The sequence below is a fragment of the Brachybacterium sp. Marseille-Q7125 genome (genome assembly GCF_023062615.1).
GTDB lineage: Bacteria > Actinomycetota > Actinomycetes > Actinomycetales > Dermabacteraceae > Brachybacterium.
This window is the reverse complement of sequence record NZ_JALLAL010000008.1, coordinates 1-21,128: the sequence shown is the minus strand read 5'-3', so window position 1 is coordinate 21,128 and position 21,128 is coordinate 1. Positions and strand designations below refer to the sequence as shown.

Below are 21,128 nucleotides of genomic sequence, written 5' to 3'. Positions count from 1 at the left end.
GGTGTCACCCATCACAGCGTGGGCTCGATAGTAATTTTCTTACGCGACGGGTAGTGCCGTAAAACACTTACTGAGACCGCTTCGTGACCTGCAGTACCGACGGTGCCGGCCGACGGTTCCGGTCAGCGCCGTGGTCACAGGGCGCGACGCATGGTGGTGAAGCGCCGATACACCTCGAAACCAACTTTCCTGTAGAGGATCCCGGCGGGGGAGTGCTCCCCGGTCCAGAGGAACCACGAGGTGTGCGCGCCCTCGGCCTGCTGGGCGCGCAGGGTGGCGTTGAGCAGGGTGCGCCCGAGCCCTCGGCCGCGCTGCTCCTCATCCACCCCGTAGGGACCGAACCGCTCGATCGAATCCCGATACGAGCCGTAGGTGGACACCCCCACCACGTGACCGTCGGGCGCGCGGATGATCAGCACGTGGCGGCCGTCGTCCTGCTCGGGGGCGGCTGCGCGCAGGATCGTCGCCCAGTCCGGGGCCAGACGCGTCGCGGCGAAGGCGATCGTCTCGGGCATATCGTCGGCGCTTGCGAGGCTGAGGCGGTATCCCGCGGCCTCCTGCTGCGCGCGCAGCTCCCGGTCCTGCTCGGGGATCTGCCAGCCATCCAGGCTGATGCGCATCGCCACGGACTCGCCCTGCGCGGTGAAGCCGTGGGCGAGCAGCAGCTCATGCATCTGGGGCCAGGCGGTGCGGTCTACCCCGGGCCAGAAGTACCCCTGCGGATACCCGCCGATGGTCACCTGCCGGGCGCCCCGCTCCCGCAGATGCTCGAGCGCTCCATCCACCAGGCGACCGGCGAGGTCCCCGGCATCGGGCAGAGCGGGATCCACTGCCCCCACCGTGAGGTACCCCTGCTCCGGCTGAGCGGGAATGCCGCCCTCGGCGCAGGTCGCGTAGAGGAACCCCAAAAGCGTGCCATCCCCGGACTCGGCCAGCTGGAGTCCGCCGGGCCGATGGTTGGGCTCCAGCAGCACGCGGTCGCGCAGCAGACGCGGCGAGACGGGATCGGTGGGCAGGCAGCGGCCCAGCAGCTCTGCCATCGCCTCCAGATCACCGGGGCGCAGCGGGCGGGACGAGATCCTCGGGGTGGTCATGGCAGCGTCTCCAGCATCGGGGTGGGGTCGGCGGCGAGGGCCACGGCGCGCGGCAGGCCCGCGAGACAGCCCCGCAGGGTCATCTGCGCCGTGTAGTAGTCGATGTAGCGGAAGCCGTAGGTCTCCCCGCGCGCGAAGGCCTGCCCGGAGATCGCCGCGGACCAGGCCTGGAACGCGTCCTCGGAGATCTCCGCCGCGCAGGTGGGGGTGAAGCCCTCGGCGTCCTCCCAGTTCTCGGTGAACAGCAGCTCGGCGATGCCGTGGCGCTCCCCGAGCTCTGGCGCGAAGCCCGGCAGGCCGCTCAGCAGTCGAGCCCGCTGGGCGGCGTGGGAGGCGCAGGTGTGATCGGTGTGGATGCTGCGCGGCCAATGCGCGATCAGCAGCTCCGGACGGATCTCGCGCAGCAGCGGCACGAGCTCGCGGGCCGCCTGCTCCACGTCGGTCAGCTCCCCATCGGCCACCTCTCCCACCAGGTGGAACTCGGCGCCGATGCCGCGGGCGAATTCCTGCGCTTCTGCGATCTTCTGCGCCCGGTACTCCTGCTGCCCCAGGCGCGGATGGCCGCGCTCCCCGGCCGTGAGGGCCACGAGCACGGACCGCCCGCCGTCCAGGACGTTCTGGGCCAGCAGCGGTCCCGCCGCGAGGTCCATGTCCCCGATATGACCGCCGACGGCGAGGATCGTGCGCGCCCTCACCGCAGATCCTCCTGCGGGGACGGAGCGGGCGGCGAGTCGGCGAGGACCTGGGCGAGGTCCTTCCCGGCGTCGATGCCGTGGCGCAGGGCCGGCGAGCCCCACAGCAGGTCGATGAAGGGCGGATGCCCCTCGGGCCGGGGCGGCACCAGATCGGTCTGCTCGCGCCAAATGGGCTGCTCGGGGTACAGGCGATGCGCCGCATCGATCACCGCGAAGCCCACGGCGAGAGGATCCAGCGCCGCGGGATCGATGACGTGGATCTGCACGCCGTGCAGCGTGAGCCCGGAGTGTTTGGAGAACATCGGCCGCAGCATCGCCTTGCGGATCTCCACCCCGGGCAGCTGGCGTTCCCGCAGGGCGGCGGCCAGGCGGGCATCGGTCCAGGGGGCGCCGATCAGCTCGAAAGGACGCGTGGTGCCGCGGCCCTCCGAGAGCGAGGTCCCCTCGATGAGGCCGAGCCCCGGGTACAGGACCGCGGTGGTGGGGGTGGGGATGTTCGGCGAGGGCATCACCCAGCGCTCTGGCGCGAGCGGATCATCGTCGGCCCCGGGGCGGGCCTCGAGCACGCTCACGAGGTCTGCGCATGCGCGGCGGCGGGCGAACCAGGTGCCGAGCTCCCCGATGGTCAGGCCGTGACGCAGCGGGATGTCCACCCGGCCGATGAAGCTCGAGCAGCTCTCCTCCAGGCCCGGGCCCTGGACCGTGGGGCCCAGGGGGTTGGGACGGTCGGCGATGATCAGCGGGATGCCGACGTCCTGCGCGGCGCACAGCACGTCGTGCATCGTCCACATGTAGGTGTAGAAGCGGGTGCCGATGTCCTGCAGGTCCAGCAGGATCTGCTCGGCCGCGGAGCGGCGGATCAGCTCGGCGATCGCGGGGGGATCCAGGCGGTAGGTGTCCAGCAGCGGCACGCCGGTGCGCTCATCGCGGCCATCGCCGTCGCTGTCCCCGGCCTGGGCGGCACCCCAGTAGCCGTGCTCCGGGGTCAGCACGCCCACCAGCGGGATCCCGGCGGCGACCAGGCCGTCGAGGCCGCGCGTGAGATCGGCGGCCACCGAGGTGTAGTTCGCGCACAGCAGGGTGGGGCGGTCCGGGATCAGGGCGGGATCGGCCAGCAGGCGATCCAGGCCGGTCCCCTTGGTGACAACCACGGGCAGACTCCTCATCGAGATGCGGATCACAATGTGTGGATACAATTTACATACCCGCCATCGTGGATGCAAAGGATTGTCGTCCGGGTGGGTTGAGGTCGAGAGGAGCCCTGCATGAACGACCCCCGACGCCGCGCCGAGCATCGCGCGCTCGCGTTGTCCGTCCTGGTGCCCGGCATGAATGGCACCACCGTCCCCACCTGGCTGCGCACCGCGATCGCCGACGGGCTGGCCGGTGTGCTGCTGTTCGCCCCCAACACCCCGGACCTGGAGACCACCCGCGCGCTCAGCGCCGAGCTGCATGCGGCCGGTCCCGTCCTCGTGATGGCCGATGAGGAGAGCGGTGACGTCTCCCGCCTGCAGGCCGCCGGCGGCTCCTCCCTGGCCGGTGCCGCGGCGCTCGGCGCGGCCGATGATGTGGAGCTCACGCGTGAGAGCGGTCGGATGCTGGGGCGCCTGCAGCGGGCCGTCGGCATCGACATGGACCTCGCCCCCGTGCTCGATGTGGCCTCCGAGCCGCACAACCCCGTCATCGGGGTGCGCTCCTTCGGACCCAGCGCCGAGGTGGTCTCCCGGCACGGCGCCGCCATGGTGCAGGGGCTCGCCGAGGGCGGGGTGCTCACCTGCGGCAAGCACTTCCCCGGCCACGGGGACACCCTCGTGGACAGCCACCTGTCCCTGCCCACCCTGGATATCCCCGTCGACACCCTGCGTGAGCGCGACCTGCCGCCGTTCGCTGCCGCCGCAGCAGCGGGCATGGACTCCGTGATGACCGGGCATCTGCTGATCCCCGCGCTCGGCTCCCGGCCCGGGACCCTTGAGCCCGCGGTCACTGCGCTCGTACGGGAGCTGCCGGGCGGGGAAGACCTCGCGATCATCACCGATGCTCTGGACATGGGGGCGGTGTCCGCCGCGGGTCTCGGGGAGGTGTGCATCCAGGCGCTCGAGGCGGGCGCGGACCTGCTGTGCCTGGGGCACACGATGGGCCGGGATGATGAGGCGCAGTTCGAGCTCGCCGTCGCGGGGATCGTCCAGGCCCTCGATGCCGGCCGGCTCAGCCCGGAACAGCTGGCGGAGCCGCAGCGCCGCATCGCCCGACTGCGGGAACGGGCCGCCGCGCACCGCGAGCAGGCGCCGCGCGAGGATCTCCAGGAGATCGTCACGGAGCTTGAGCAGCTCGGGGCGCGGGCCGCGCGCGCCGCGGTGATCGCGCGCGGTGCGGTGCAGCGCACCGGGCAGCCCGTGCTGCTGGATGTGCGGCGCCGCGTCAACCAGGCCGCCGGGCGCTTCACCCGCAGCTTCGAGCTCGCTGTGCAGAGCCGGGACGAGCAGGCCCTCATCGGCCCTGACCTGGATCTTGCCGAGCTGCCGGAGGGTGCCGCTGTGATGGTGGTGTGCCGCGCTCCGGTAACCGATGCGGAGGAGGGGGAGCGGCTGCGCGCCGTGCTCGCCGCGAGGCCCGATGCCGTCGTGATTCACACCGGCACCCGCGACAGCGCCCCCGCGCATGATGCGCTCGTGCTCACCAGCGGCGCCGGGCGGGCGAACGCTGAGGCGGCGATCGCCCTGATCCTCGATGGGCCGCGCGAAGAGGGCGCAGCATGAACCGCCGCCCTATCCGGGACGCTGACGGTGCCACCGTCGGCACCCTCTACCTTCCGCCGGAGACCTCGGCCGACGGGGTGCTCGTCATCGCCTCGCATGGGCACAGTGCGGACCACGACTTCCTCGAGCATGAGCGGCACCGTCAGGACCTCGAGCTGTGGCTCGCGCAGGGCTGGCATGCGGCCACGCATCGGCAGGGCGGGGAGGCTTCCTGGGGCAATGCACAGGCCCTCGAGGGTGCGCGCGAGGCCTATACGGCGGCGGCAGCTCTCACTCCGGTGCGGCGTGTCGTGGCCTTCGGGTTCTCCATGGGCGGGCTCGCATCGTTGAACATCGCCGCGCACCGGGTGCTGCCGGATCTGCTGGGCGTCGTGACCGTCAACGGCGTGGTGGATACGCACACGTTCACGCCCGAGCACGGGGTGTGGGAGGCATACGGTGCGAGCTCCTGGGACGACCTCGCGGAGCGGCAGAGCGGATCTGACCCCGCGCGCGATGACCCGCAGCGCCTGGCCGGGATCCCGATCCTGCAGCTCGCGGGCCGGGCGGATCTCTCGGTGGAGCCTGCCCGGCACACCGAGGTGCTGGCTGCGCGGGCGGCGACACCCGAGCTGCTGACCACGGTGCTCGGAGCCTGGGGCCACGTGGACGGGCCGTTCAGCCCGGAGCTCATCGTGGCGTGGATCCGGGCGCGGCTGTGAGGGGGCCCAGATGACGTGGTGTTCGTTACTGTCCTCGGATCTGGTTTGGGCCAGTGCTCATCGCGGAGTACTCTGAGGGAACCTTCGGCCTCGGCGCCTATGACCCGGTGCCGGAGATACGCGCAAGTGGCGGAATTGGTAGACGCGCACGGTTCAGGTCCGTGTGCCTTCGCGGGCGTGGGGGTTCAAGTCCCCCCTTGCGCACCCGGTGAAATCCCCTGTGACCAGCACGGTCGCAGGGGATTTCGCATGAGCGGACTGCTCAGAACTCGATGACGAGCTTCACGAGCAGCCACAGCAGCGACGGCCCGAGCCCGAACACGCCCATGAACGCGGACCACACGGGCCGGTGCGTGTCCCGCGCAATGTTGCGCATCGCCACCAGCGCCACCAGGCCCGCCGCGCCCAGCACGATGTTGCCGAGCTGGAGAACGGCCGCCCATTCCGGCAGCAGCGAGGTCGACTTGGCCTGCCAGCGACGGCTCATAGGAACTCCAGCGGGTCGAACTCGTCGATGTCGATGATCCGCACCCGCGGCAGGCGGCTGGTGAAGGCCTGCACGTCGTACTCGAGGTCATGCACCTCGATGCCGGGCACGTCCTTGAGCTCGTTCGCCATGAACTCCTTGAAGCCCACGAGCGCGAGACGCCGCGCGGGCGCCTCGGCCAGGCGCTGCATTTGCGGCACAAAATCCTTGTCGTGGCTGACGAGCATCACGTCGGCGTCCATGTCGACGATCGCCTCGGCGGTCCGCTGGATCGCGATGTCCACCACCTTGCCGGCGCCGCGCAGCGGCACGGGCTTGTACCCGATCGCCAGCAGCGCCTGCACGAAGTTCGAGGGCAGTGACTCGTCCACAGCCAGGAAGAACAGGCCCTTTGTGGGCTGGCCCCAGGCCTGCTGCGCGTGATCCAGCAGCTTGTTCCAGCGCGGGCGCTCCTCCGGCTGCGGGCGGCGGCCCAGCACCGAGATGCCGAGCGTCGCATCGATGTTCTCGCCGTCGACCAGGAGGTACGTGGTGCGTTCCGTCATGGGGTGAGCTTACGGGTCGACGGGGTGCCATCGGCCTGCACCGTCATCGTCGTCGCGCCAGCGCCAATGCTGAGAGGGGCCGATGGGTTTGCCGGGCGCTTCTCGCAGCCAGAGCGTGGACCCCGGATTCCAGCCGGCGATGACGCTGGCGACCCCGTCGGCCACGTCGATCAGCGTCGTGGCGGCGGTGAGATAGCCGAGCACCGTGAGGTGTACGGCGCCCCATCGCCGCGAGACAGCCTCCCAGTCGGGAATCACCCAGGTGCCGTCGCGGCCGGTCACCCGGTACCAGTCGTGCCGACGTGAGGCGGTGACCTCGAGCGGATGCTCGCGGCACAGCTTCGCCCAGTCCTCAGCGCCGGTGATCTCGAGGACCTCCGTCGGCCCCTGCACGGGCGTGGTCGTGCACTTCTCCCAGCCCAGTTCATCTTCGATGAGGTCGAGCGCGCGCGGCACCTCGTCATAGGTGACTGGCTGGTCGAGCGGAATCGACCACCAGGAGCCGCTCCACGCGGCCGTAGGGTCCTGGGGCCGCTCCCTGCGCGCCTGCTGCTCCGCATCACGGGTGGAGCGCACCCAGGCGGCGAGATCAGTCCGCGCCGCGGGGATGGGCGGCTCCCACTCCAGCAGATGCTGCACTGAGGGGGCCGGAGCGGTCCACGCGATCGTCGACACCCGCTCGGCGAGAGGGGCGAGCGCCTCCTGCACGCTGGGCATGCTTGCGACCACGTCCTCTCCGTCGGGCTCCTGCCAGTACATCGCGGAGTCCACGGAAGCCCCCAGCGCCTCGTGCACGAGATCCGGGGAGAGCGGATCCTCCGGCAGGGCGCGGAGCAGCGCGGTGAGCTCCTCGATGCTCGCCGCCTTCCGCGGCTCCACATCGCCCCAGGTCACGAGCACGCAGGACGTGTCGCGGCCGGGATTGTGCGCGTACGCGAGGTCGAACAGGGCCTCTCTCACCGCATCGGAGAGTCGGACGGCGAGCTCGAGCAGAAGCCGTCGGCCGCGCGGACCGGTCAGCAGCGCCTTCATGTCCACCCCCTCTCGATCGGTCGACCACCGCGCTCAGCGGGCGCAGCGCCTTCTCGGGTCCCGCCCCACGCTTTCTCGGGTCCCGCCCCACGCCTTCTCGGGTGCTGCCCCACGCCTTCTCGGGTCCTGCGTACCAGTATCGGTACGCAGGACCCGAGAACGCGATGTGAGGATGGGCGCGAATACGGGGATGAGGGCCGACGCGCTCAGTCCAGCCGCACCTCGCGCCCCAGTTCCGCGGACTCGTACACGGCGGCAAGGATGCGGGTGATCTCCACGCCGTGCTCGAGCGGGGCGATGCTCTCCTCGCGGCCCTGTGCGGCGGCGACGAAGTTCGCCACCTGGTTGCGGAAGCCGAGCCCGAAGTCGAAGGTCGGCGAGGCGATCTGCGGGTCGATGTTCACCACGGAGTCGTGCATCTCGGTGGCCAGGCGCAGTCGCGGCTCCACCTCCGCCCCGCCCTTGTCCCCGTACACGGACACGGCGATCGAATCCTCGAGCGCGTGCAGCGAGTACGAGCAGTCCAGCAGCATGCTCGCTCCGTTCTCGAAGCGGATCATGGCGCTCGCGAGGTCCTCGACCGTGTTCTTCGTGGGGTCGTAGTCCGCGGCGGTGTACCGCGGCATGGAGGTGATGTTCGCGCGGTTGCCGAGCTTCTCAACGGTGCTGCCGGAGACCGCCACCGCCTTCGGCGCGCCCATCAGATACCAGGCGAGGTCCAGCACGTGGATGCCGATGTCCAGCAGCGGGCCGCCGCCAGCGATCTCCTTGTCCGCGAACCAGCCGCCGGGGTTGCCCATGCGGCGGATCAGCGAGGCCTTGGCGTAGTACAGCTCGCCCAGATCCCCCGCGTCGATGAAGGACTTCAGCACCTGGCAGTTCGGGGCGTGGCGGCGCACGAACCCCACCTGCACCAGTCGGTCCGTGCCCTCGGCGGCCCGCTGGATCGCCTCCGCTTCCTCCACGGTGCGGGCCAGCGGTTTCTCCACCAGCACGTGCTTGCCGGCCTCGATCGCGGCGATCGCCCAGGAGGCGTGCGAGTCGTTCCACGTGCACACCGAGACGCCTTCCACCTCAGGATCGGCGAGCAGCTGATGCGGATCGGCGTAGGCGCGCGCGGCCCCGTACTCGTCGGCCACCTGCTGGGCGCGCTCGAGGTTCATGTCCGCGACCGCGGTGATCTGCACGCCCGGGGTGTCGCGGTAGGCGCCCAGGTGCGCGCCGGCGATGGTGCCGGCGCCGATGACGCCCACCCGGAACGGGGCGTCGGGCGGGAGGTTCGGGGCGTCGGACGCGGTGTCAGGGGTGGTGGTCATGGCGGTCAGTTCCTTTCCAGAAGATCTGTGGCGGCCGCGAGGGACCGCTCGCAGGCCAGCAGGCAGTCCTCCCAGCCTTCGAATTCGATGGTCACCGGGCCGCTAAAGCCCGCGTCGCGGATCGCCCGGGCGATGCTGCGCAGGTCCAGATCCCCGCAGCCCAGCACGGCGCCGCGCAGCTTCCGTCCGGCGCGGGAGGAGAACCAGCCGGCGCCGACGGGCGCATCGGCCGGGCGGATGTAGAAGTCCTTGAGGTGCACCGTCATCGCGTACGGCAGGTTCTCCTGCACCGAGGCGAGCGGGTCCGCGTCCACGCACACGAAGTTCCCCACATCCAACGTTGTGCGGAAATTCGGTTCGCCCACCGCGTGGATGATCCGACGCACCCGGTCCGCGGACTGCACGAAGAACCCGTGGTTCTCCAGGCTGGTCGTGATGCCCTTCGCGGCCGCGTACTGCGCGATCTCCTGGGCCCCGGCGACGATGTGCGGCAGTACTCGCTCGAACTGGACCGTGTCGTCGCCCTCGACGACGCCGTGGGGGACGACGTCATGCCGCATCCGAGTGATCCCGAGCGTCGCAGCGAGGTCCACGTAGCGCTGTACCCGCTCCACCTGGGCTGCGTCCCCGGTGGAGAGGTCCGCGCCCACGGCCAGACTGCTGAGGGGCACACCGGCGGCCTCGGCCTTGGCGCGCAGCGCCGCCAGGCGCTCATCGGACCACCCGAGCGACGGGATGGGCGAATCCGCAGCGTCGGAGAGAACAGCGAGCTCGAGGTGCTCGCCCGCGCTGGCTGCCACCCAGTCGATGACGTCCTCGAGGGTCATCGCCCCGGTGGAGAGTCTTTGGTGGAAGCTATAGGAGCTGAAACCGATGCTGATATCGCTGCTCATGCGGTGATCCCTTCTGACCAGGGGGCGGGAAGGTTCCTGACCCCCAGCGTGTGCTCGGAGAACTGGGTGTAGGCGGAGTTCAGGGCGCCGACGAGCGCACCGTCGGCCGTGAGCCGTGCGGCCACCACCTCGGGCGCACGGTCGGTGACCAGCAGGCGCGCGAGAGCCTCGCGCAGCGGATGAAGCAGCGTCTCCCCGGCGCGGGAGAGCCCGCCGCCGATGACGAGCCGATCCGGGTCCACAGTCAGCAGCACGGTCGCGAGCCGCGGCGCGATCTGCGCACAGAACTCCGCGATCTCCTGCTGCGCGGCCGTATCCCCGCGGGCGGCTGCCTCGAGCAGGGGCTGTGCCTCATCGCCCGTGGACCAGGTGAGCCGCCCCCGCTCGGAGGTCGCGGTCCAGCGCATGCCCCGCTGGGAACCGAGCTCGCCGGCCAGGCGGTGCGCGCCCTGCAGGATCTGCCCCTCGAGCACGACAGCGACCGAGATGCGGTGGCCGATCTGCACCAGCACCAGGCTGCCGGCGGCCTCACCCCGGTGATGCTCCGCGAGCGCCGCGAGCTTGATGTCGTTCTCCACCAGGGCGGGGACCGCGAACTCGGCGGCGAGGTCACGGCCCTGCAGGGTGGGCAGCACGATGCTGCGCGCCACCGTCCCATCGGGGTGCATGATCCCCGGCACGGCGATGCCCACGGCGCCCGGGGAGAGCCCGGTCCGCGCGACCACCTCGGGCAGTGGCACGTCAGCGCTCTCCTCGGTCAGGGCGAGCGGGTGCCCGGCGGCGTCGGTGACCAGGCAGCGAGTACGCCGCGCCCCGAGGTCCAGGGCCGCGAACGTGGCGGCCGACGGGTCGAAGGCGACGCGGCGGGCAGGCCGGCCGGCGGTGCCCGAAGCGGTGGCCGGGGCGGGGGCCGCGACGGGCCCGAGGTCGGTGAGGACCGCGTCGATCGTGGGGCGGGAGAGGTTCGTGCGGGCGGCGAGCTCGGCGAGGGTCAGTGGCTGCTCGGCGTCGCGCAGCGCCAGCAGGCAGTCGCGGGCGTTCGCCCGTCGGACCGCAGAGGCCGTGACCATGGGAATCCTTCATCCTCGGGCACCCTCGCGGTGCCGACAGCCCCATTGTGCAATGGGGTTACAAAATGCTGGGTGTCAGTCTGTGCGTTTGCCGAGGCCGCGTCAAGTGACAGGATCGAGGCATGCTGCAGCAGACCTACGCCGAGGCCCTCCCGGAGCTGTCCGTGCCGTTCAGGGCCGAGCGTCCCCCGTGCCCGGAGGTGGTGTTCTTCGACGAGGATCTGGGGCGCGAGCTGGACATCGGCCCCGATGATGTGGACCTGTTGACCGGCCAGATCGACGGCACGTTCGCGCAGGCCTACGCCGGCCACCAGTTCGGCAGCCCCGTCCCCGTGCTCGGGGATGGCCGGGCGGTGCTGCTCGGCGAGGTGGTGGGGGCCGATGGGGAGCGTCAGGACCTGCATCTCAAGGGCGCTGGCCGCACCCCCTTCGCCCGTGGCGGTGACGGGAAGGCGCCGCTGGGGCCGATGCTGCGCGAGGCCGTGATCGGCCGCTGGCTGCACGCGATCGGGGTGCCGAGCGCTCGCATCCTCGCCGTGCTGCGCACCGGAGAGGAGATCGCCCCGCGCCAAGGGATGCAGCCCGAGGTGGGGGCGATGGCGGTGCGCGTGGCCGCGAGCCACCTGCGCGTGGGCACGTTCCAGTACGCGGCCTGGCATCACGATGAGGAGGTGCTGGGGCGGCTTGTGGACTACGCGATCGCACGCCATCACCCTGCGGCTGAGGGGGCGCTCGGCCTGCTGGAGGCGGTGGCCCGGGTACAGGCGAAGCTGGTGGCCGGGTGGATGGTCGCCGGGTTTGTGCACGGCGTGATGAACACCGACAACATGACCATCTCCGGGCAGAGCATCGACCACGGGCCGTGCGCGATCCTCGAGAAGCACGACGCCCGCGCCGTGTTCAGCTCGATCGACGTGCAGGGCCGCTACGCCTACGGCAGCCAGGCGGGGATCGCGCTGTGGAACCTGTGCCGCTTCGCTGAGGCCCTGCACCTTGAGGCCGCGGATGCGGTGCCGCTGCTCGAGCAGTTCGAGGGCTGGTTCGAGGCGGAGCGGGCAGCGCTGGTAGGTGATGCGGACCTGACCGGCATCGACGGCGCCGACCACGTCTCGTTCCTCCATGAGCGCGGCATCGGCCCGGTGTATGCGCCGCGCAATGAGCAGCTCGAGCGCGCGCTCGCCGCCGCGACCGTGGGGAACCTGGAGCCGGTGCACGAGATGCTCGAGGTGATGCGCGCCCCGTACGAGCGCCGGCCCGGCCTCGAGTACCTCGAGGAGCCGGGCGGGGAGGGCTTCGTCAGCTTCTGCGGGACGTGAGGGCCGCGAGGATCGCCTCGTCCACGGCGCGGCGGGCCGCGAGGTGGCCATGCTCGTCGTAGGAGAAGCGGGAGTAGCTGAGCGTCCCGTCCTCATCCACGAGCGCCGCGGCCGTCTGGCGATCCGTGAGCTCCGCGAGCCAGGTCAATGCCCGATGATCGGCCATGGCCTGCGCGAACACGCGGTGCCGGATCGAATACCACGGCGTCCCCTCCGGCCCGGGGTAGACCATGAAGGCGTCGCCGCCGTGGAACGCCCCGCCGGCGCAGGTCTCCTCGAACGGATCGATCGGCCGCAGGGAGAACTGCGCCCACCAGAAGTTGTAGCCCCAGTGCAGGAACCCGGGCGCCCCTGCCACGAACAGCTGTCGGCCGATCACGCGGTTGCGCACCGACGGCAGGGCGATGAAGCGATTCGCAACATCCCGCCCCTGCGCCACGCAGTAGTACACCCAGGGACGCTGCCCCGCCGCGAGGAACGGCTCCACGTGGTCGGTCGCGACGATGGGGGTGTCCACCACACCCTGCTCGGCGAATTCGAAGGAGCTCAGCGCATCCACCACCAGTGCGCCCTCTAGCAGATCCGCGACCTGCGCCTTCGCTGCCCGGTAGGCGTCCAGATGCTCGGCGGACGGTTCATCGGAGATGTGCCACAGCACCTGCCCGTCCCAGTGCGCGGCCAGGTGCTCGCGCAGCGTCGGGATCAGCATCTCGAGCAGACGCCGGTACTCGGGGTCGGTCGCGTCGGTGTGCCAGCCGAAGCGGTGCTGGGGCCCATCGGCCGTTTCCACCTGGATCGCGGGGGCGTGCCGCGCACCCCACTGCGTGAACAGGTGCGCGATCTCCAAGCCCGTGAAGCCCAGGCGCGCACAGATCTCCAGCCAGCGGTCCAGCTTCGTGAGATCCAGCTGGTACTCGCCATCCACCTCGCGGATGCCTACGAGCTGCACGAACGGACGGGTGTGCCCCTCGGCGGTGTCCAGCGGCGGCGTCCACGTCGGGGTGAGGACGCTCGTGACATCCATCGCCCGGGCGGAGGCGAGGAAGGATTCGATGAGCGCCCAGTGCTCCTCGGAGAAGATATCCACACCGTAGTACTCCGCGAGGGAGTCCACGTGGAACCAGTGCGTGTTCGTGATCGTGAGCGGCGGCAGCTCGGCGTCATGCACCTGCACGACGGCGCGCTGCTCCTTGCCGTTCACGCGGATCACGAGCTCATGCGTGCCTGCGGGGGCGCCGGTCACCTCGATCCACAGTGCTTCCCAGCGTCCCGGGGTGAGGCCGCCGACGGTCCCGTCCGTGACCGGCTCCAGCAGGTCCGGGTACTCGCCGGGCTCGGTCACCAGGTAGTGCGCGTCGGCGTTCTCCGGGGCCGGGCTCGAGACCGGCACCCGGCGCACCGCGGCGAGGTGCGTGTGCTCAGCAAGGGGGCCGACGACCTGCACGTCCACGCTCTCACCCTCCGGCAGCAGAGCGAGCTGCAGGGCGAGCTGCTCATTCCGGAAACCGGAGACATGTGCACCCCCGGTCGGCTGCGCGGCACGGGGCATGTCCTCGCCGAACACCTTCTCCAGGGCATCGGTCAGCACGATCTGCACAGGGGGCTCCTCAACGTCGTCGCGGGTGAGGTCCCATCCTCACAGAAATTCGATGGACGGCGCGCGGGAGGAGGTCCTAGCGTCAGCGGCGCAGTGGAAAGGAGGTGATCCGAGAAGTGATTGCTGATCGGACCTGTGAGGTGGTCGCCGCCTGAGGCGACCACCGCAGAACCCCCGGGGGTCGGCCTGGTCCGGCCGACCAGCGCGCCGCGCGACCCGGGGGTTCTGTTCTGCCCGGGGCTGCGAGCGCGGCAGACACCGGGCTCACGATCACTCCGGGGGCGGAAGCTCGATGACGCTCGTGACCAGCAGCCACCCCACCGCGATCCCGAAACTCGTGACGATCGCCGCGATGGCCTCCACCCGCAGCGGGATGCCGTTCGCCGCGGCGAGCTCCTTGTACGGCACGAACCCCATCGCCCGGTAGTACGCGAGCGCGCCCTCGCTGCCCGCTCCGATGGTGGCATCGATGTGCTGCAGACCAGCTTTCTGCGCCGCCTCGAGGACGCAGACCCGGCCACTCCATCCCCTATGGAAAGCAGGCTATCCGTTATCTGCGGTTACGTATACGCTACTGTCCATAGCGATGGGAGTTGAGATGGCGGGCTATCACATCGAGCGGGAGATGCAGGAGCTGGGTGAGCATGTGCGCGGGTGGCGCATGGTGCTGGGCCTGACCGCGCAGCAGGTCTCCGAGCGGGCAGGAATCAGTCGCGTCACCCTGCGGCGGATCGAAGCCGGGGAAAGCGGGGTCAGCTTCGGCAACGTCGCCCAGGTGCTGCGTGCGATCGGGGTGCTCGACCAGATCGTCGACGCGGCTGATCCGCTGCGCAGCGACATCGGCCGCCTCAGGGCGGGGAAGCTGCAGAAGAAGCGGGCACGATGACCACGCTCGAGGTGCTGTGGGACAGCTTCGGGTCTGCTGCCGAGCCGATCCTGGTGGGGCAGGCGCACATCACGCGCAGCCGAGGGCGCATCTCCACCACCTTTCTCTACGACCCGGGATACCTCGCCGCTGACGGGATGAGCATCGATCCCGCCCTCCCTCTGGTCTCCGGGGCTCAGCACCAGGGGTCACTCGTGCGAGCCTTCGGAGACAGCGCTCCGGATCGCTGGGGCCGAAACCTCATCGAGAAGGCGGAGAGAGCGCGAGCGCGTGAACACGGCTCAGTACCTCGCCGACTCGATGACCTCGACTTCCTGCTGGGCGTCAGCGACGACACGCGCCAGGGCGCACTGCGGTTTCGTATCGCAGGTGGCACGGAGTTTCTCGGAGCTCCGGCGCAGGTCCCCCCGGTGATCTCGCTGCCCGAGCTCCTGGATGCCGCCGATGCGCTCGCCGCGGACGACGATGCCTCTTCGGCGGTGAAGCAGCTTCTGGACACCGGGACGACGGGCCTCGGCGGTGCACGCCCCAAGGCCTCCGTCCGGCTCGAGGATGGCGCCCTCGCTATCGCCAAGTTCCCTCATCCCGGGGATCGCTGGGATGTCATGGCCTGGGAGGCGACCGCCCTCGATCTGTTGGAGTCGGCGGGGATCAGGACGCCACGACGTCGGCTCACCCGGGTAGGGGATCGGTCCGTGCTGCTGCTGCGCCGCTTCGATCGTGATGCTGACCAACGACGCATCGGATACATCAGCGCCATGACCATGCTCGGGGCAGACGACGGTGAACACCGGGACTATGCAGATATCGCAGACGGCATCCGAGATCTCTCCCGGTCGCCGAAGGATGATCATCACGAGCTGTTCGACCGCGTCGTGATGAACGTCGGGATCGGAAACACGGATGATCATCTGCGCAACCACGGGTTTCTCGCCGGACCGGGGGGATGGGCGCTGAGCCCGGTCTTCGACGTGAACCCGACTCCCGATGCGTGGCGGGAGCGCGCAACGTCAATCATGGGTGCGGACACGATGGCCGACGAGGCTGACGCGCTGCTCGCGCTGTGCGAGGAGTGCTCGCTACAACCTGAACAGGCTCGGGAACGCATGGTCTGGATCAGCGACGTGCTGGCCGGATGGCGTGAGGCGGCCCGCCGGAACGGCATCCGTGAGCAGGAGATCACGCTCATGGCCGAGGGAATCGAACTGCGGCGGACAGCGCTGCGGCGAACTATGGGGTGAGGCTGACGATCGGACGTCGGCCTCGAGACGGAGATGCTTGCTAAGCGTAAATTTCTCGAGAGCTCTCAGCACCGATGGCAGTCCGGGGAGCGCTCGAGGGTACAGAGTCTCAGAGCCCGTGCACCACGTAGTCCCGCTCGATGTGAGCCGTGGCCAGCCCCCATTCGCTCGTGCGGACGCGCTCCTGGTGCTTCTGGAACGCGGCGGCATCGAGGAACACCTCGTCGACGCTCCACACCCGGGGATCCTCCGTCGGCTCGACGGTGAAAGGGCCGCCCCGCGCTCCCCGACCGGGCCTGCGGGTGAGTGCGGGCGCCGAGAACTGAGGCCGACGGGCCGGCCGGGACGAGGGGCAGCGCAGCCGCCCTCATACCGCGGCCGTGCCGGTATGCGGCGGTCGGTGTTCAGCGATGGCCATATAGAGCATGCCGTGGCGATATAGCCACCGCTTGTCATATATGGCCGCTCGCGGACCAGGGCCTCCGCTACATGGCCTGCTGGCGGGCACGTCTGGGCCTGCCTGCCCCTCCGTCACCGGGGCGTGCCCGCCGCCAGCTCGTCATCCGGCCCGTCGGCCGCGGCGTCATCGCCCTCGACCCACTCGAAGAGGTCCCCCGGCTGGCACTGCAGCACCCGGCACATCGCCTCGAGGGTCGACAGCCGCACCGCCTTGGCCCGGCCGTTCTTGAGCACGGCGATGTTGGCAGGCGTGATGCCCACGCGCTCGGCGAACTCCCCGACGCTCATCTTCCGGCGGGCGAGCTGCACGTCGATCCGGCTGACGATGGGCATCGCTCAGATCACCGCGTCCATCTCGGTCTGGAGGTTCGTGGCCTGCACTAGCAGGCCGCGCAGGACGACGATCAGCAGGATGACCACCATCCCCACCAGCAGGCCGAGTAGCTCTGACAGCAGGATCCACGGGGCGGAGACGTTCACGAGGGTCTGCCAGACGCACGTGATTAGCGCGATGAGCCACCCCGCGCCGATGCCGCCGATGATGGCGTCCACCCAGCGCAGTGCGCCGCGGTCGAAGATCCGGTCGCGCGCGACCCTTCCCAGCAGCGCCCAAGTCGCGACGAGGACGACCTGGAGGCAGGCGAGGACAGCGATCAGTGGGATCGCGAGCGACCACCTCGCCCAGGCGAACTCCGGGTAGGCCTCGGCCATCCACCCGGACACCACCGGGATGATGAGGGCCTGTGCGAGTAGCAGCCCGAGGCCCATGCCGACGACGGCGACCTGCAACGTGCGAGCGATTGCGCGGTTCATGCATCGAGTTTCATGCGGAATCTATCGAATGGCAATAGGTTTGAGGGTGGGATTCCGGGCACGGTGCCGGTCGGCTGGGGTTGGGGCGGGCCCGTCAGCGCGCGAGGTGCACGCGGGTGCCGGCGGCGCGGACCTCGTCGAGCATGGAGGCGGGGGCGTCGGGTGTGGTGACGAGGTCGTCCATGTCCTCGAGCGCGCCGAATCGGAAGCTCGAGGTGCGGGAGAGCTTGTCCCCGGTCACCGCGAGCATGACCCGGGCTGATGCCGCGAGGATCGCGCGCTTGATCTGTGCGTCCTCTGACGAGATGGAGGTGAGGCCGTGGGACGGGGAGGCCGAGCAGGCCCCCATGATCCCCAGATCTGCCCGGAAACCGTCCAGCGCGTCCAGGCACGCGGCCCCTCCGTAGTGCAGGCTCTCCCCGCGGACGCTGCCGCCGGGGGTGACGATGTCCGTCGAGCCACCAGTCCCGAGCGCCATCGCGGCCCGCAGCGTGAGGCACATCGCCGTGAGGGGGCGCCCGGTGAGCGCATCGGCGACCGCTGTGACGGTCGATCCGTTGTCGAGCACGAGCGCCATGTCGTCGCGCACGAGAGCGGCGACCGCACGGGCGATCGCAGCCTTGGCGGGCGCGTTCTCCGCGGCCCGGAGCGCATAAGGCATGGGCATGCCGCGCAGGTCCACCGCGACAGCCCCGCCGTGCACCCGTCGCAGGAGGCCGCGTCCCTGGAGGTCGGTGAGGTCGCGGCGGATGGTGACGGGGGAGGCTCCGATGAGGCGTGCGAGCTGGTCCACGCCGATCGGCATCGATCACCGCGGCGACCCGTCGGCCGCGTCGCGTCAGATAGATGGGATGACGCCCAACGCGCGCCGCATCGACGACGTCGGCGAGACGTGCGCGGGCGGTGGACACGCTGAGCTCAGTCATACGTCCCTTGTGGGACAACAGCGCGCTGTTGTACATGTGTGACTGCCCCCGCCGACGTGGCGTTCAGCGGTCCCGGCTCAGCACCCCCGCTTCACCCCTCCTACCCTGGTCCCATGACCTCCCCCGAGTACACCCTGCTCTCCGAGACCATCGACGAGTCCGCGATCGTCGCCTCCGGCCCCGAGGATGCGCCGATCGTGCTGCTGCTGCATGGCCTCGGCAGCCATGAGCGGGACCTGACCAGCATGGTTCCGCACCTGCCGCGGGCCTTCCGGTACGTGTCCCTGCGGGCGATCTACGCCTACGGCCCCGGCTACGCCTGGTTCGAGTTGGGCACCACCGACGTCGACGCCGCGACCACCGCACTCGAGCAGTGGATCGACGGCAAGAACGTCATCGGCGCGATCGGCTTCTCGCAGGGCGGCCTCATGGCACTGCAGCTGCTGCGGCGGGGCCACCTGCGCTTCGTCGCGAACCTCTCCGGCTGGCCGCTGCCCGTCCCGCAGCCCAAGGACGCCGCGCTCGCCGAGAATCCGCTGCCCGTGTTCTGGGGCCACGGCGGCCAGGACCCCTTCTACGACGAGGCCTCCACCGCCGCGATCCGCGAGTTCCTCACCGCCCACACTGACCTCACCGAAGTGGACCGGCCGATGATGGGCCACGCCGTCGACCAGGTCGAATTCGCGGAGCTCCTGGCATTCATACAGGCCAGGGCGGATGAATCGGACAGATAGCTGAAAGCCCGCGGGAGAGCCCCGTGCGCCGGATGGTAGAGGTAACCATCCCTCACCCTTCACGGAGCAACCGTGCGAACTCTCACCGCGTCCCCGTCGCTACCACTGTCCCGATACCGTCTCCTCCTCGTGCTGCTGGCCGCACTCGGCGCTTTGCTCCTGCTCAGCGCCTGTGCCGAGGTGGACGACGAGACTGTCGTCGAGTCCGATGGCTCGGGCGTTCAGACTCTCACCATCACCGTCCCCGAGTCCGATATGGAGGAGGTCGAGGGCTGTGCCGCCAAGATCGAGAGCATCATCAAGGAAAACAACCCCGGTCTGACCTACGAGGGGATGGAGAAGAACGGTACCGACACCGTCTACACCATGACCTTGGAGTACTCGGACGCGAAGGACGACGCCGCCAAGGCGCAGCCTGTCCTCGAAGCCGGTGAGCTGACCCCGGCCGGGGATGCCGGCACCACCGGGGTGATCGCCTTCCCGGAGGCCTCCGCCGACGAGATCGGCCCGTGGACGGATGCCGCTCTGGCGACGGAAGGCTCCACCTTCACCTACGAGGTCGCACCCAGCTCTGACGATCCCTTCGTCGTGGAGACCCGGGTGGTGGACTCCATCGACTGCGCCGTGGCCTGCGGTGAGGCAGGGAGGGTGAACCAGTCCCTGCTGCTGGGCGAGAGCACCTCCCGTTCTGCGGAGGACGGGCTGGTCACGTACACCGTCACCGCCGCGGGCCACGGCGCCGACGAGCTTGGCGCCGCGCTGCAGAAGATCGGTTTCAGCGGCATGGAGGAGGTCCCTGTCGCCTCGGTGTCCGACATGGGGAACGGCAACCACTCGGTCTATCTCGAGATCGGAGCCGACGACGAGCTCTTCGCCAAGCTGGGCGCAGGCGGGTCCGAGCCGCAGGTCGCTGCGGAGCAGACGGCCACGACCGCGGCGACCGGGTCGATTGCCGCGGCACCGCCCGCCATCGGGGAGACGTCTGCGGAGGCGGCGCCGCCGGCGCAGGCTCAGACTCCTCCTACCGGTGAGCGCCCTGCCGAGGGTCCTGAGGGTCCGCCGCCCGCAGCGGAAGCCTGATCACCGCCACGGCATCAAGGCCGGGATCGCCCTCGGGGATCAGCCGCACCGGCTCGTTTCCGGGGGCGATCGCGATCTCCCGCACCGCCGCAGACACCTCCGGGCTGAGCGTCACCGGCCCGGCCGCGGGATCCAGCAGGAGCACGTTCAGCGCGTTCTCGGACAGCGTGAACCGCACGTTCTCCGGCGGGGTGCGCACGGCCGCGTGGAACCAGGGCCGGGTGCCGCGGATCGCATCGCCGTGCCGCTCCATCCACGCCCCAAGCTGCTCGAGCGCCGCGACCTGCAGCTCCGGCACGGACCCGTCGGCCCGTGGCCCCACGTTCAGCAGCAGGTTGCCGTTCTTGGAGACCACATCGGCCAGCAGCCGGATCACCCCGGCGCCGTCGAGCGAATGCTCCGATGACTCATCGGCGTTGTACCCGAAGGAGAGCCCCAGGCCGCGGGTGGACTCGAACACCTCCTCCTGCACTGCGGTGATGTCGTCGTATTCGCGGGTGAGCACGCCGTTCACGGGAGAGCCCCAGCGGTCGTTGATCAGCCCGTCCGGCACGGCCGCGAGGTGCTCGTGCAGCAGCTGCGGCAGGGAATCGGGGCCCTCATGCTTGCCGGCATCCGGCCATTCGATGTCGTTCCACAGTATCGCGGGGGAGTAGCCGGCGATCAGCTCCCGCAGCTGCGCGGCGGCGAACGACGCGAAGGACGAGTCGTTGCGCCGCAGAGCGAACAGCTCCTCATTCGAGGTCATCGGTGGGAAATCGCTCACGTGCCAGTCGAGCGCCCCGGAGTAGTACAGCCCCAGCCGCAGCCCCGAGGCTGCGGCCGCGTCACGGAACTCGGCCAGAAGATCCCGGCCCGGGCCGCGCCGGGCCGCCGTGAACGGCGTGGTGGAACTGTCCCACAGGCAGAACCCGTCGTGGTGCTTCGAGGTGGGCACGATGTACCCCGCCCCGGCCCGCCGCGCCAGGTCCACGATGCCCGCCACGGCCCCATCGGCCGGATGCCACTCATCGGCGAAATCCTCGTAGGAATGCCCGAGCCCGTAGATCCGCTCATGCCGCTCGCGCGTAGGGCTACCCTCGATCCGCACCGTGTTCGCGTACCACTCGGCGTACTGGTGGCGGGCGTATGCGTTCTCCGCCGTGACAGCGCGGCGATCCAGCACATCGGCCCATGCCGGTACCGAGTACAGCCCCCAGTGCACGAAGATCCCGAGCTTCGCATCCCGGTACCAGTTCGGGATCACCGGATCCGGGTAGGCGGAGGCGGGGGCAGCATCAGCAGGGCCCTGGCGGCCGTCGAAGCGGATCATGCCAGAATCATCCCATGTCTGACTCCGCCGCCACCGCTGCTGACGCCCCCAGCCCCCCGTCTCTTATACACCACTCCGAGCCCACGAGACTAGGCAAGATCTCGCACGCCGTCTTCAGCTTGAAAAAAAACTTATATTGCTCCGGTATAGGGGATATACTTTATCAGAATAACGT

At 70.0% G+C, this 21,128-nt stretch carries 23 protein-coding genes, 1 tRNA gene and 1 pseudogene; 8 read left to right on the top strand and 17 right to left on the bottom strand.

Annotated features, from left to right (window positions below):
- Positions 1-134: 134 nt before the first annotated feature.
- Genes MU407_RS03615 through MU407_RS03605 form a run of 3 tightly spaced genes read right to left on the bottom strand, consistent with a single transcriptional unit; the run spans position 135 to position 2,940 of the window.
- Positions 135-1,094: a GNAT family N-acetyltransferase gene (locus MU407_RS03615; protein ID WP_102235601.1), complete on the bottom strand. Its 960-nt coding sequence runs from the start codon at positions 1,092-1,094 to the stop codon at positions 135-137.
- Positions 1,091-1,789: a PIG-L family deacetylase gene (locus MU407_RS03610; protein WP_102235602.1), complete on the bottom strand. Its 699-nt coding sequence runs from the start codon at positions 1,787-1,789 to the stop codon at positions 1,091-1,093. The genes MU407_RS03615 and MU407_RS03610 overlap by 4 nt, the downstream gene beginning before the upstream one ends.
- Complete coding sequence (locus MU407_RS03605) at positions 1,786-2,940, bottom strand: DUF1343 domain-containing protein (protein WP_246955429.1); 1,155 nt, start codon at positions 2,938-2,940, stop codon at positions 1,786-1,788. Before MU407_RS03605 ends, MU407_RS03610 begins: the two co-directional genes overlap by 4 nt.
- Before the next feature lie 114 nt (positions 2,941-3,054).
- Between MU407_RS03605 and MU407_RS03600 the strand changes: the two genes are divergently transcribed.
- From MU407_RS03600 to MU407_RS03590, 3 genes are all read left to right on the top strand, one after another.
- Positions 3,055-4,545: a glycoside hydrolase family 3 N-terminal domain-containing protein gene (locus tag MU407_RS03600; RefSeq protein ID WP_246955427.1), complete on the top strand. Its 1,491-nt coding sequence runs from the start codon at positions 3,055-3,057 to the stop codon at positions 4,543-4,545.
- The gene (locus tag MU407_RS03595; protein WP_246955425.1) at positions 4,542-5,246 is read left to right on the top strand and encodes a hypothetical protein; all 705 of its coding nucleotides are present in this window, start codon (positions 4,542-4,544) and stop codon (positions 5,244-5,246) included. The genes MU407_RS03600 and MU407_RS03595 overlap by 4 nt, the downstream gene beginning before the upstream one ends.
- A gap of 120 nt (positions 5,247-5,366) precedes the next feature.
- Positions 5,367-5,450 (top strand) — tRNA-Leu (locus MU407_RS03590).
- Positions 5,451-5,508: 58 nt separating this feature from the next.
- Here MU407_RS03590 and MU407_RS03585 read toward each other — a convergent pair.
- From MU407_RS03585 to MU407_RS03560, 6 genes are all read right to left on the bottom strand, one after another.
- Positions 5,509-5,733 (bottom strand): hypothetical protein, encoded by a 225-nt coding sequence (locus tag MU407_RS03585; RefSeq protein WP_246955423.1) that lies wholly within the window; start codon positions 5,731-5,733, stop codon positions 5,509-5,511.
- Positions 5,730-6,278: an NYN domain-containing protein gene (locus tag MU407_RS03580; RefSeq protein WP_102235606.1), complete on the bottom strand. Its 549-nt coding sequence runs from the start codon at positions 6,276-6,278 to the stop codon at positions 5,730-5,732. The genes MU407_RS03585 and MU407_RS03580 overlap by 4 nt, the downstream gene beginning before the upstream one ends.
- Before the next feature lie 9 nt (positions 6,279-6,287).
- Positions 6,288-7,310, bottom strand: coding sequence for a hypothetical protein (locus tag MU407_RS03575; protein WP_246955421.1), 1,023 nt, complete (start codon positions 7,308-7,310; stop codon positions 6,288-6,290).
- Positions 7,311-7,516: 206 nt separating this feature from the next.
- A complete protein-coding gene (locus MU407_RS03570) occupies positions 7,517-8,626 on the bottom strand; it encodes a Gfo/Idh/MocA family oxidoreductase (RefSeq protein ID WP_246955419.1) in 1,110 nt (369 codons plus the stop codon).
- A gap of 5 nt (positions 8,627-8,631) precedes the next feature.
- The gene (locus MU407_RS03565) at positions 8,632-9,519 is read right to left on the bottom strand and encodes a sugar phosphate isomerase/epimerase family protein (RefSeq protein WP_246955416.1); all 888 of its coding nucleotides are present in this window, start codon (positions 9,517-9,519) and stop codon (positions 8,632-8,634) included.
- Positions 9,516-10,589: an ROK family protein gene (locus tag MU407_RS03560; protein ID WP_246955414.1), complete on the bottom strand. Its 1,074-nt coding sequence runs from the start codon at positions 10,587-10,589 to the stop codon at positions 9,516-9,518. The genes MU407_RS03565 and MU407_RS03560 overlap by 4 nt, the downstream gene beginning before the upstream one ends.
- 122 nt (positions 10,590-10,711) lie before the next feature.
- Between MU407_RS03560 and MU407_RS03555 the strand changes: the two genes are divergently transcribed.
- Positions 10,712-11,905: a protein adenylyltransferase SelO family protein gene (locus MU407_RS03555; protein WP_246955412.1), complete on the top strand. Its 1,194-nt coding sequence runs from the start codon at positions 10,712-10,714 to the stop codon at positions 11,903-11,905.
- On the opposite strand, the gene MU407_RS03550 is transcribed toward MU407_RS03555, so the two are convergent.
- Positions 11,886-13,502 (bottom strand): DUF4091 domain-containing protein, encoded by a 1,617-nt coding sequence (locus tag MU407_RS03550; RefSeq protein WP_246955410.1) that lies wholly within the window; start codon positions 13,500-13,502, stop codon positions 11,886-11,888. The two genes, MU407_RS03555 and MU407_RS03550, sit on opposite strands and share 20 nt — an antisense overlap.
- Before the next feature lie 270 nt (positions 13,503-13,772).
- Complete coding sequence (locus MU407_RS03545; RefSeq protein ID WP_246955408.1) at positions 13,773-13,919, bottom strand: hypothetical protein; 147 nt, start codon at positions 13,917-13,919, stop codon at positions 13,773-13,775.
- A 181-nt stretch (positions 13,920-14,100) separates the two neighbouring features.
- Here MU407_RS03545 and MU407_RS03540 point away from each other — a divergent pair, with 181 nt between their 5' ends.
- Positions 14,101-14,388: a helix-turn-helix transcriptional regulator gene (locus tag MU407_RS03540; protein WP_102235613.1), complete on the top strand. Its 288-nt coding sequence runs from the start codon at positions 14,101-14,103 to the stop codon at positions 14,386-14,388.
- On the top strand, positions 14,385-15,629 hold the full coding sequence (locus tag MU407_RS03535) for a type II toxin-antitoxin system HipA family toxin (RefSeq protein ID WP_246955406.1): 1,245 nt from the start codon (positions 14,385-14,387) through the stop codon (positions 15,627-15,629). The genes MU407_RS03540 and MU407_RS03535 overlap by 4 nt, the downstream gene beginning before the upstream one ends.
- 109 nt (positions 15,630-15,738) lie before the next feature.
- Here MU407_RS03535 and MU407_RS14310 read toward each other — a convergent pair whose 3' ends face one another.
- The 5 genes and pseudogenes from MU407_RS14310 to MU407_RS03515 all read right to left on the bottom strand — a co-directional run.
- Positions 15,739-15,867, bottom strand: a complete 129-nt coding sequence (locus MU407_RS14310; protein WP_281507608.1) for a hypothetical protein — start codon at positions 15,865-15,867, stop codon at positions 15,739-15,741.
- A 293-nt stretch (positions 15,868-16,160) separates the two neighbouring features.
- Positions 16,161-16,421 (bottom strand): helix-turn-helix transcriptional regulator, encoded by a 261-nt coding sequence (locus MU407_RS03530; RefSeq protein ID WP_102235615.1) that lies wholly within the window; start codon positions 16,419-16,421, stop codon positions 16,161-16,163.
- 3 nt (positions 16,422-16,424) lie between these two features.
- Complete coding sequence (locus MU407_RS03525) at positions 16,425-16,901, bottom strand: DUF2975 domain-containing protein (protein WP_102235616.1); 477 nt, start codon at positions 16,899-16,901, stop codon at positions 16,425-16,427.
- Positions 16,902-16,995: 94 nt separating this feature from the next.
- Complete coding sequence (locus MU407_RS03520; protein WP_246955404.1) at positions 16,996-17,706, bottom strand: DeoR/GlpR family DNA-binding transcription regulator; 711 nt, start codon at positions 17,704-17,706, stop codon at positions 16,996-16,998.
- 47 nt (positions 17,707-17,753) lie between these two features.
- Positions 17,754-17,827: pseudogene (locus tag MU407_RS03515) on the bottom strand (hypothetical protein); the annotation flags it as partial.
- A 113-nt stretch (positions 17,828-17,940) separates the two neighbouring features.
- Here MU407_RS03515 and MU407_RS03510 point away from each other — a divergent pair.
- Both MU407_RS03510 and MU407_RS03505 read left to right on the top strand, forming a co-directional pair.
- Positions 17,941-18,561 carry a dienelactone hydrolase family protein gene (locus MU407_RS03510; RefSeq protein ID WP_102235617.1) on the top strand — a complete coding sequence of 207 codons (621 nt, stop codon included), beginning with the start codon at positions 17,941-17,943 and terminating at the stop codon, positions 18,559-18,561.
- A 72-nt stretch (positions 18,562-18,633) separates the two neighbouring features.
- Positions 18,634-19,641 carry a hypothetical protein gene (locus MU407_RS03505; protein WP_246955403.1) on the top strand — a complete coding sequence of 336 codons (1,008 nt, stop codon included), beginning with the start codon at positions 18,634-18,636 and terminating at the stop codon, positions 19,639-19,641.
- Here MU407_RS03505 and MU407_RS03500 read toward each other — a convergent pair.
- Positions 19,583-20,953 (bottom strand): alpha-L-fucosidase, encoded by a 1,371-nt coding sequence (locus tag MU407_RS03500; RefSeq protein WP_246955401.1) that lies wholly within the window; start codon positions 20,951-20,953, stop codon positions 19,583-19,585. The genes MU407_RS03505 and MU407_RS03500 overlap by 59 nt on opposite strands.
- Between the last annotated feature and the right edge of the window lie 175 nt (positions 20,954-21,128).

Excerpts from the sequence above, each read along its gene's own strand:
- MU407_RS03615 (WP_102235601.1), bottom strand. The coding sequence starts at position 1,094 with ATGACCACCCCGAGGATCTCGTCCCGCCCGCTGCGCCCCGGTGATCTG.
- MU407_RS03600 (WP_246955427.1), top strand. The coding sequence starts at position 3,055 with ATGAACGACCCCCGACGCCGCGCCGAGCATCGCGCGCTCGCGTTGTCC.
- MU407_RS03595 (WP_246955425.1), top strand. The coding sequence starts at position 4,542 with ATGAACCGCCGCCCTATCCGGGACGCTGACGGTGCCACCGTCGGCACC.
- MU407_RS03585 (WP_246955423.1), bottom strand. The coding sequence starts at position 5,733 with ATGAGCCGTCGCTGGCAGGCCAAGTCGACCTCGCTGCTGCCGGAATGG.
- MU407_RS03580 (WP_102235606.1), bottom strand. The coding sequence starts at position 6,278 with ATGACGGAACGCACCACGTACCTCCTGGTCGACGGCGAGAACATCGAT.
- MU407_RS03575 (WP_246955421.1), bottom strand. The coding sequence starts at position 7,310 with ATGAAGGCGCTGCTGACCGGTCCGCGCGGCCGACGGCTTCTGCTCGAG.
- MU407_RS03570 (WP_246955419.1), bottom strand. The coding sequence starts at position 8,626 with ATGACCACCACCCCTGACACCGCGTCCGACGCCCCGAACCTCCCGCCC.
- MU407_RS03565 (WP_246955416.1), bottom strand. The coding sequence starts at position 9,519 with ATGAGCAGCGATATCAGCATCGGTTTCAGCTCCTATAGCTTCCACCAA.
- MU407_RS03560 (WP_246955414.1), bottom strand. The coding sequence starts at position 10,589 with ATGGTCACGGCCTCTGCGGTCCGACGGGCGAACGCCCGCGACTGCCTG.
- MU407_RS03555 (WP_246955412.1), top strand. The coding sequence starts at position 10,712 with ATGCTGCAGCAGACCTACGCCGAGGCCCTCCCGGAGCTGTCCGTGCCG.
- MU407_RS03545 (WP_246955408.1), bottom strand. The coding sequence starts at position 13,919 with ATGGGGTTCGTGCCGTACAAGGAGCTCGCCGCGGCGAACGGCATCCCG.
- MU407_RS03540 (WP_102235613.1), top strand. The coding sequence starts at position 14,101 with ATGGCGGGCTATCACATCGAGCGGGAGATGCAGGAGCTGGGTGAGCAT.
- MU407_RS03535 (WP_246955406.1), top strand. The coding sequence starts at position 14,385 with ATGACCACGCTCGAGGTGCTGTGGGACAGCTTCGGGTCTGCTGCCGAG.
- MU407_RS03530 (WP_102235615.1), bottom strand. The coding sequence starts at position 16,421 with ATGCCCATCGTCAGCCGGATCGACGTGCAGCTCGCCCGCCGGAAGATG.
- MU407_RS03525 (WP_102235616.1), bottom strand. The coding sequence starts at position 16,901 with ATGAACCGCGCAATCGCTCGCACGTTGCAGGTCGCCGTCGTCGGCATG.
- MU407_RS03520 (WP_246955404.1), bottom strand. The coding sequence starts at position 17,706 with ATGCCGATCGGCGTGGACCAGCTCGCACGCCTCATCGGAGCCTCCCCC.
- MU407_RS03510 (WP_102235617.1), top strand. The coding sequence starts at position 17,941 with ATGACCTCCCCCGAGTACACCCTGCTCTCCGAGACCATCGACGAGTCC.
- MU407_RS03500 (WP_246955401.1), bottom strand. The coding sequence starts at position 20,953 with ATGATCCGCTTCGACGGCCGCCAGGGCCCTGCTGATGCTGCCCCCGCC.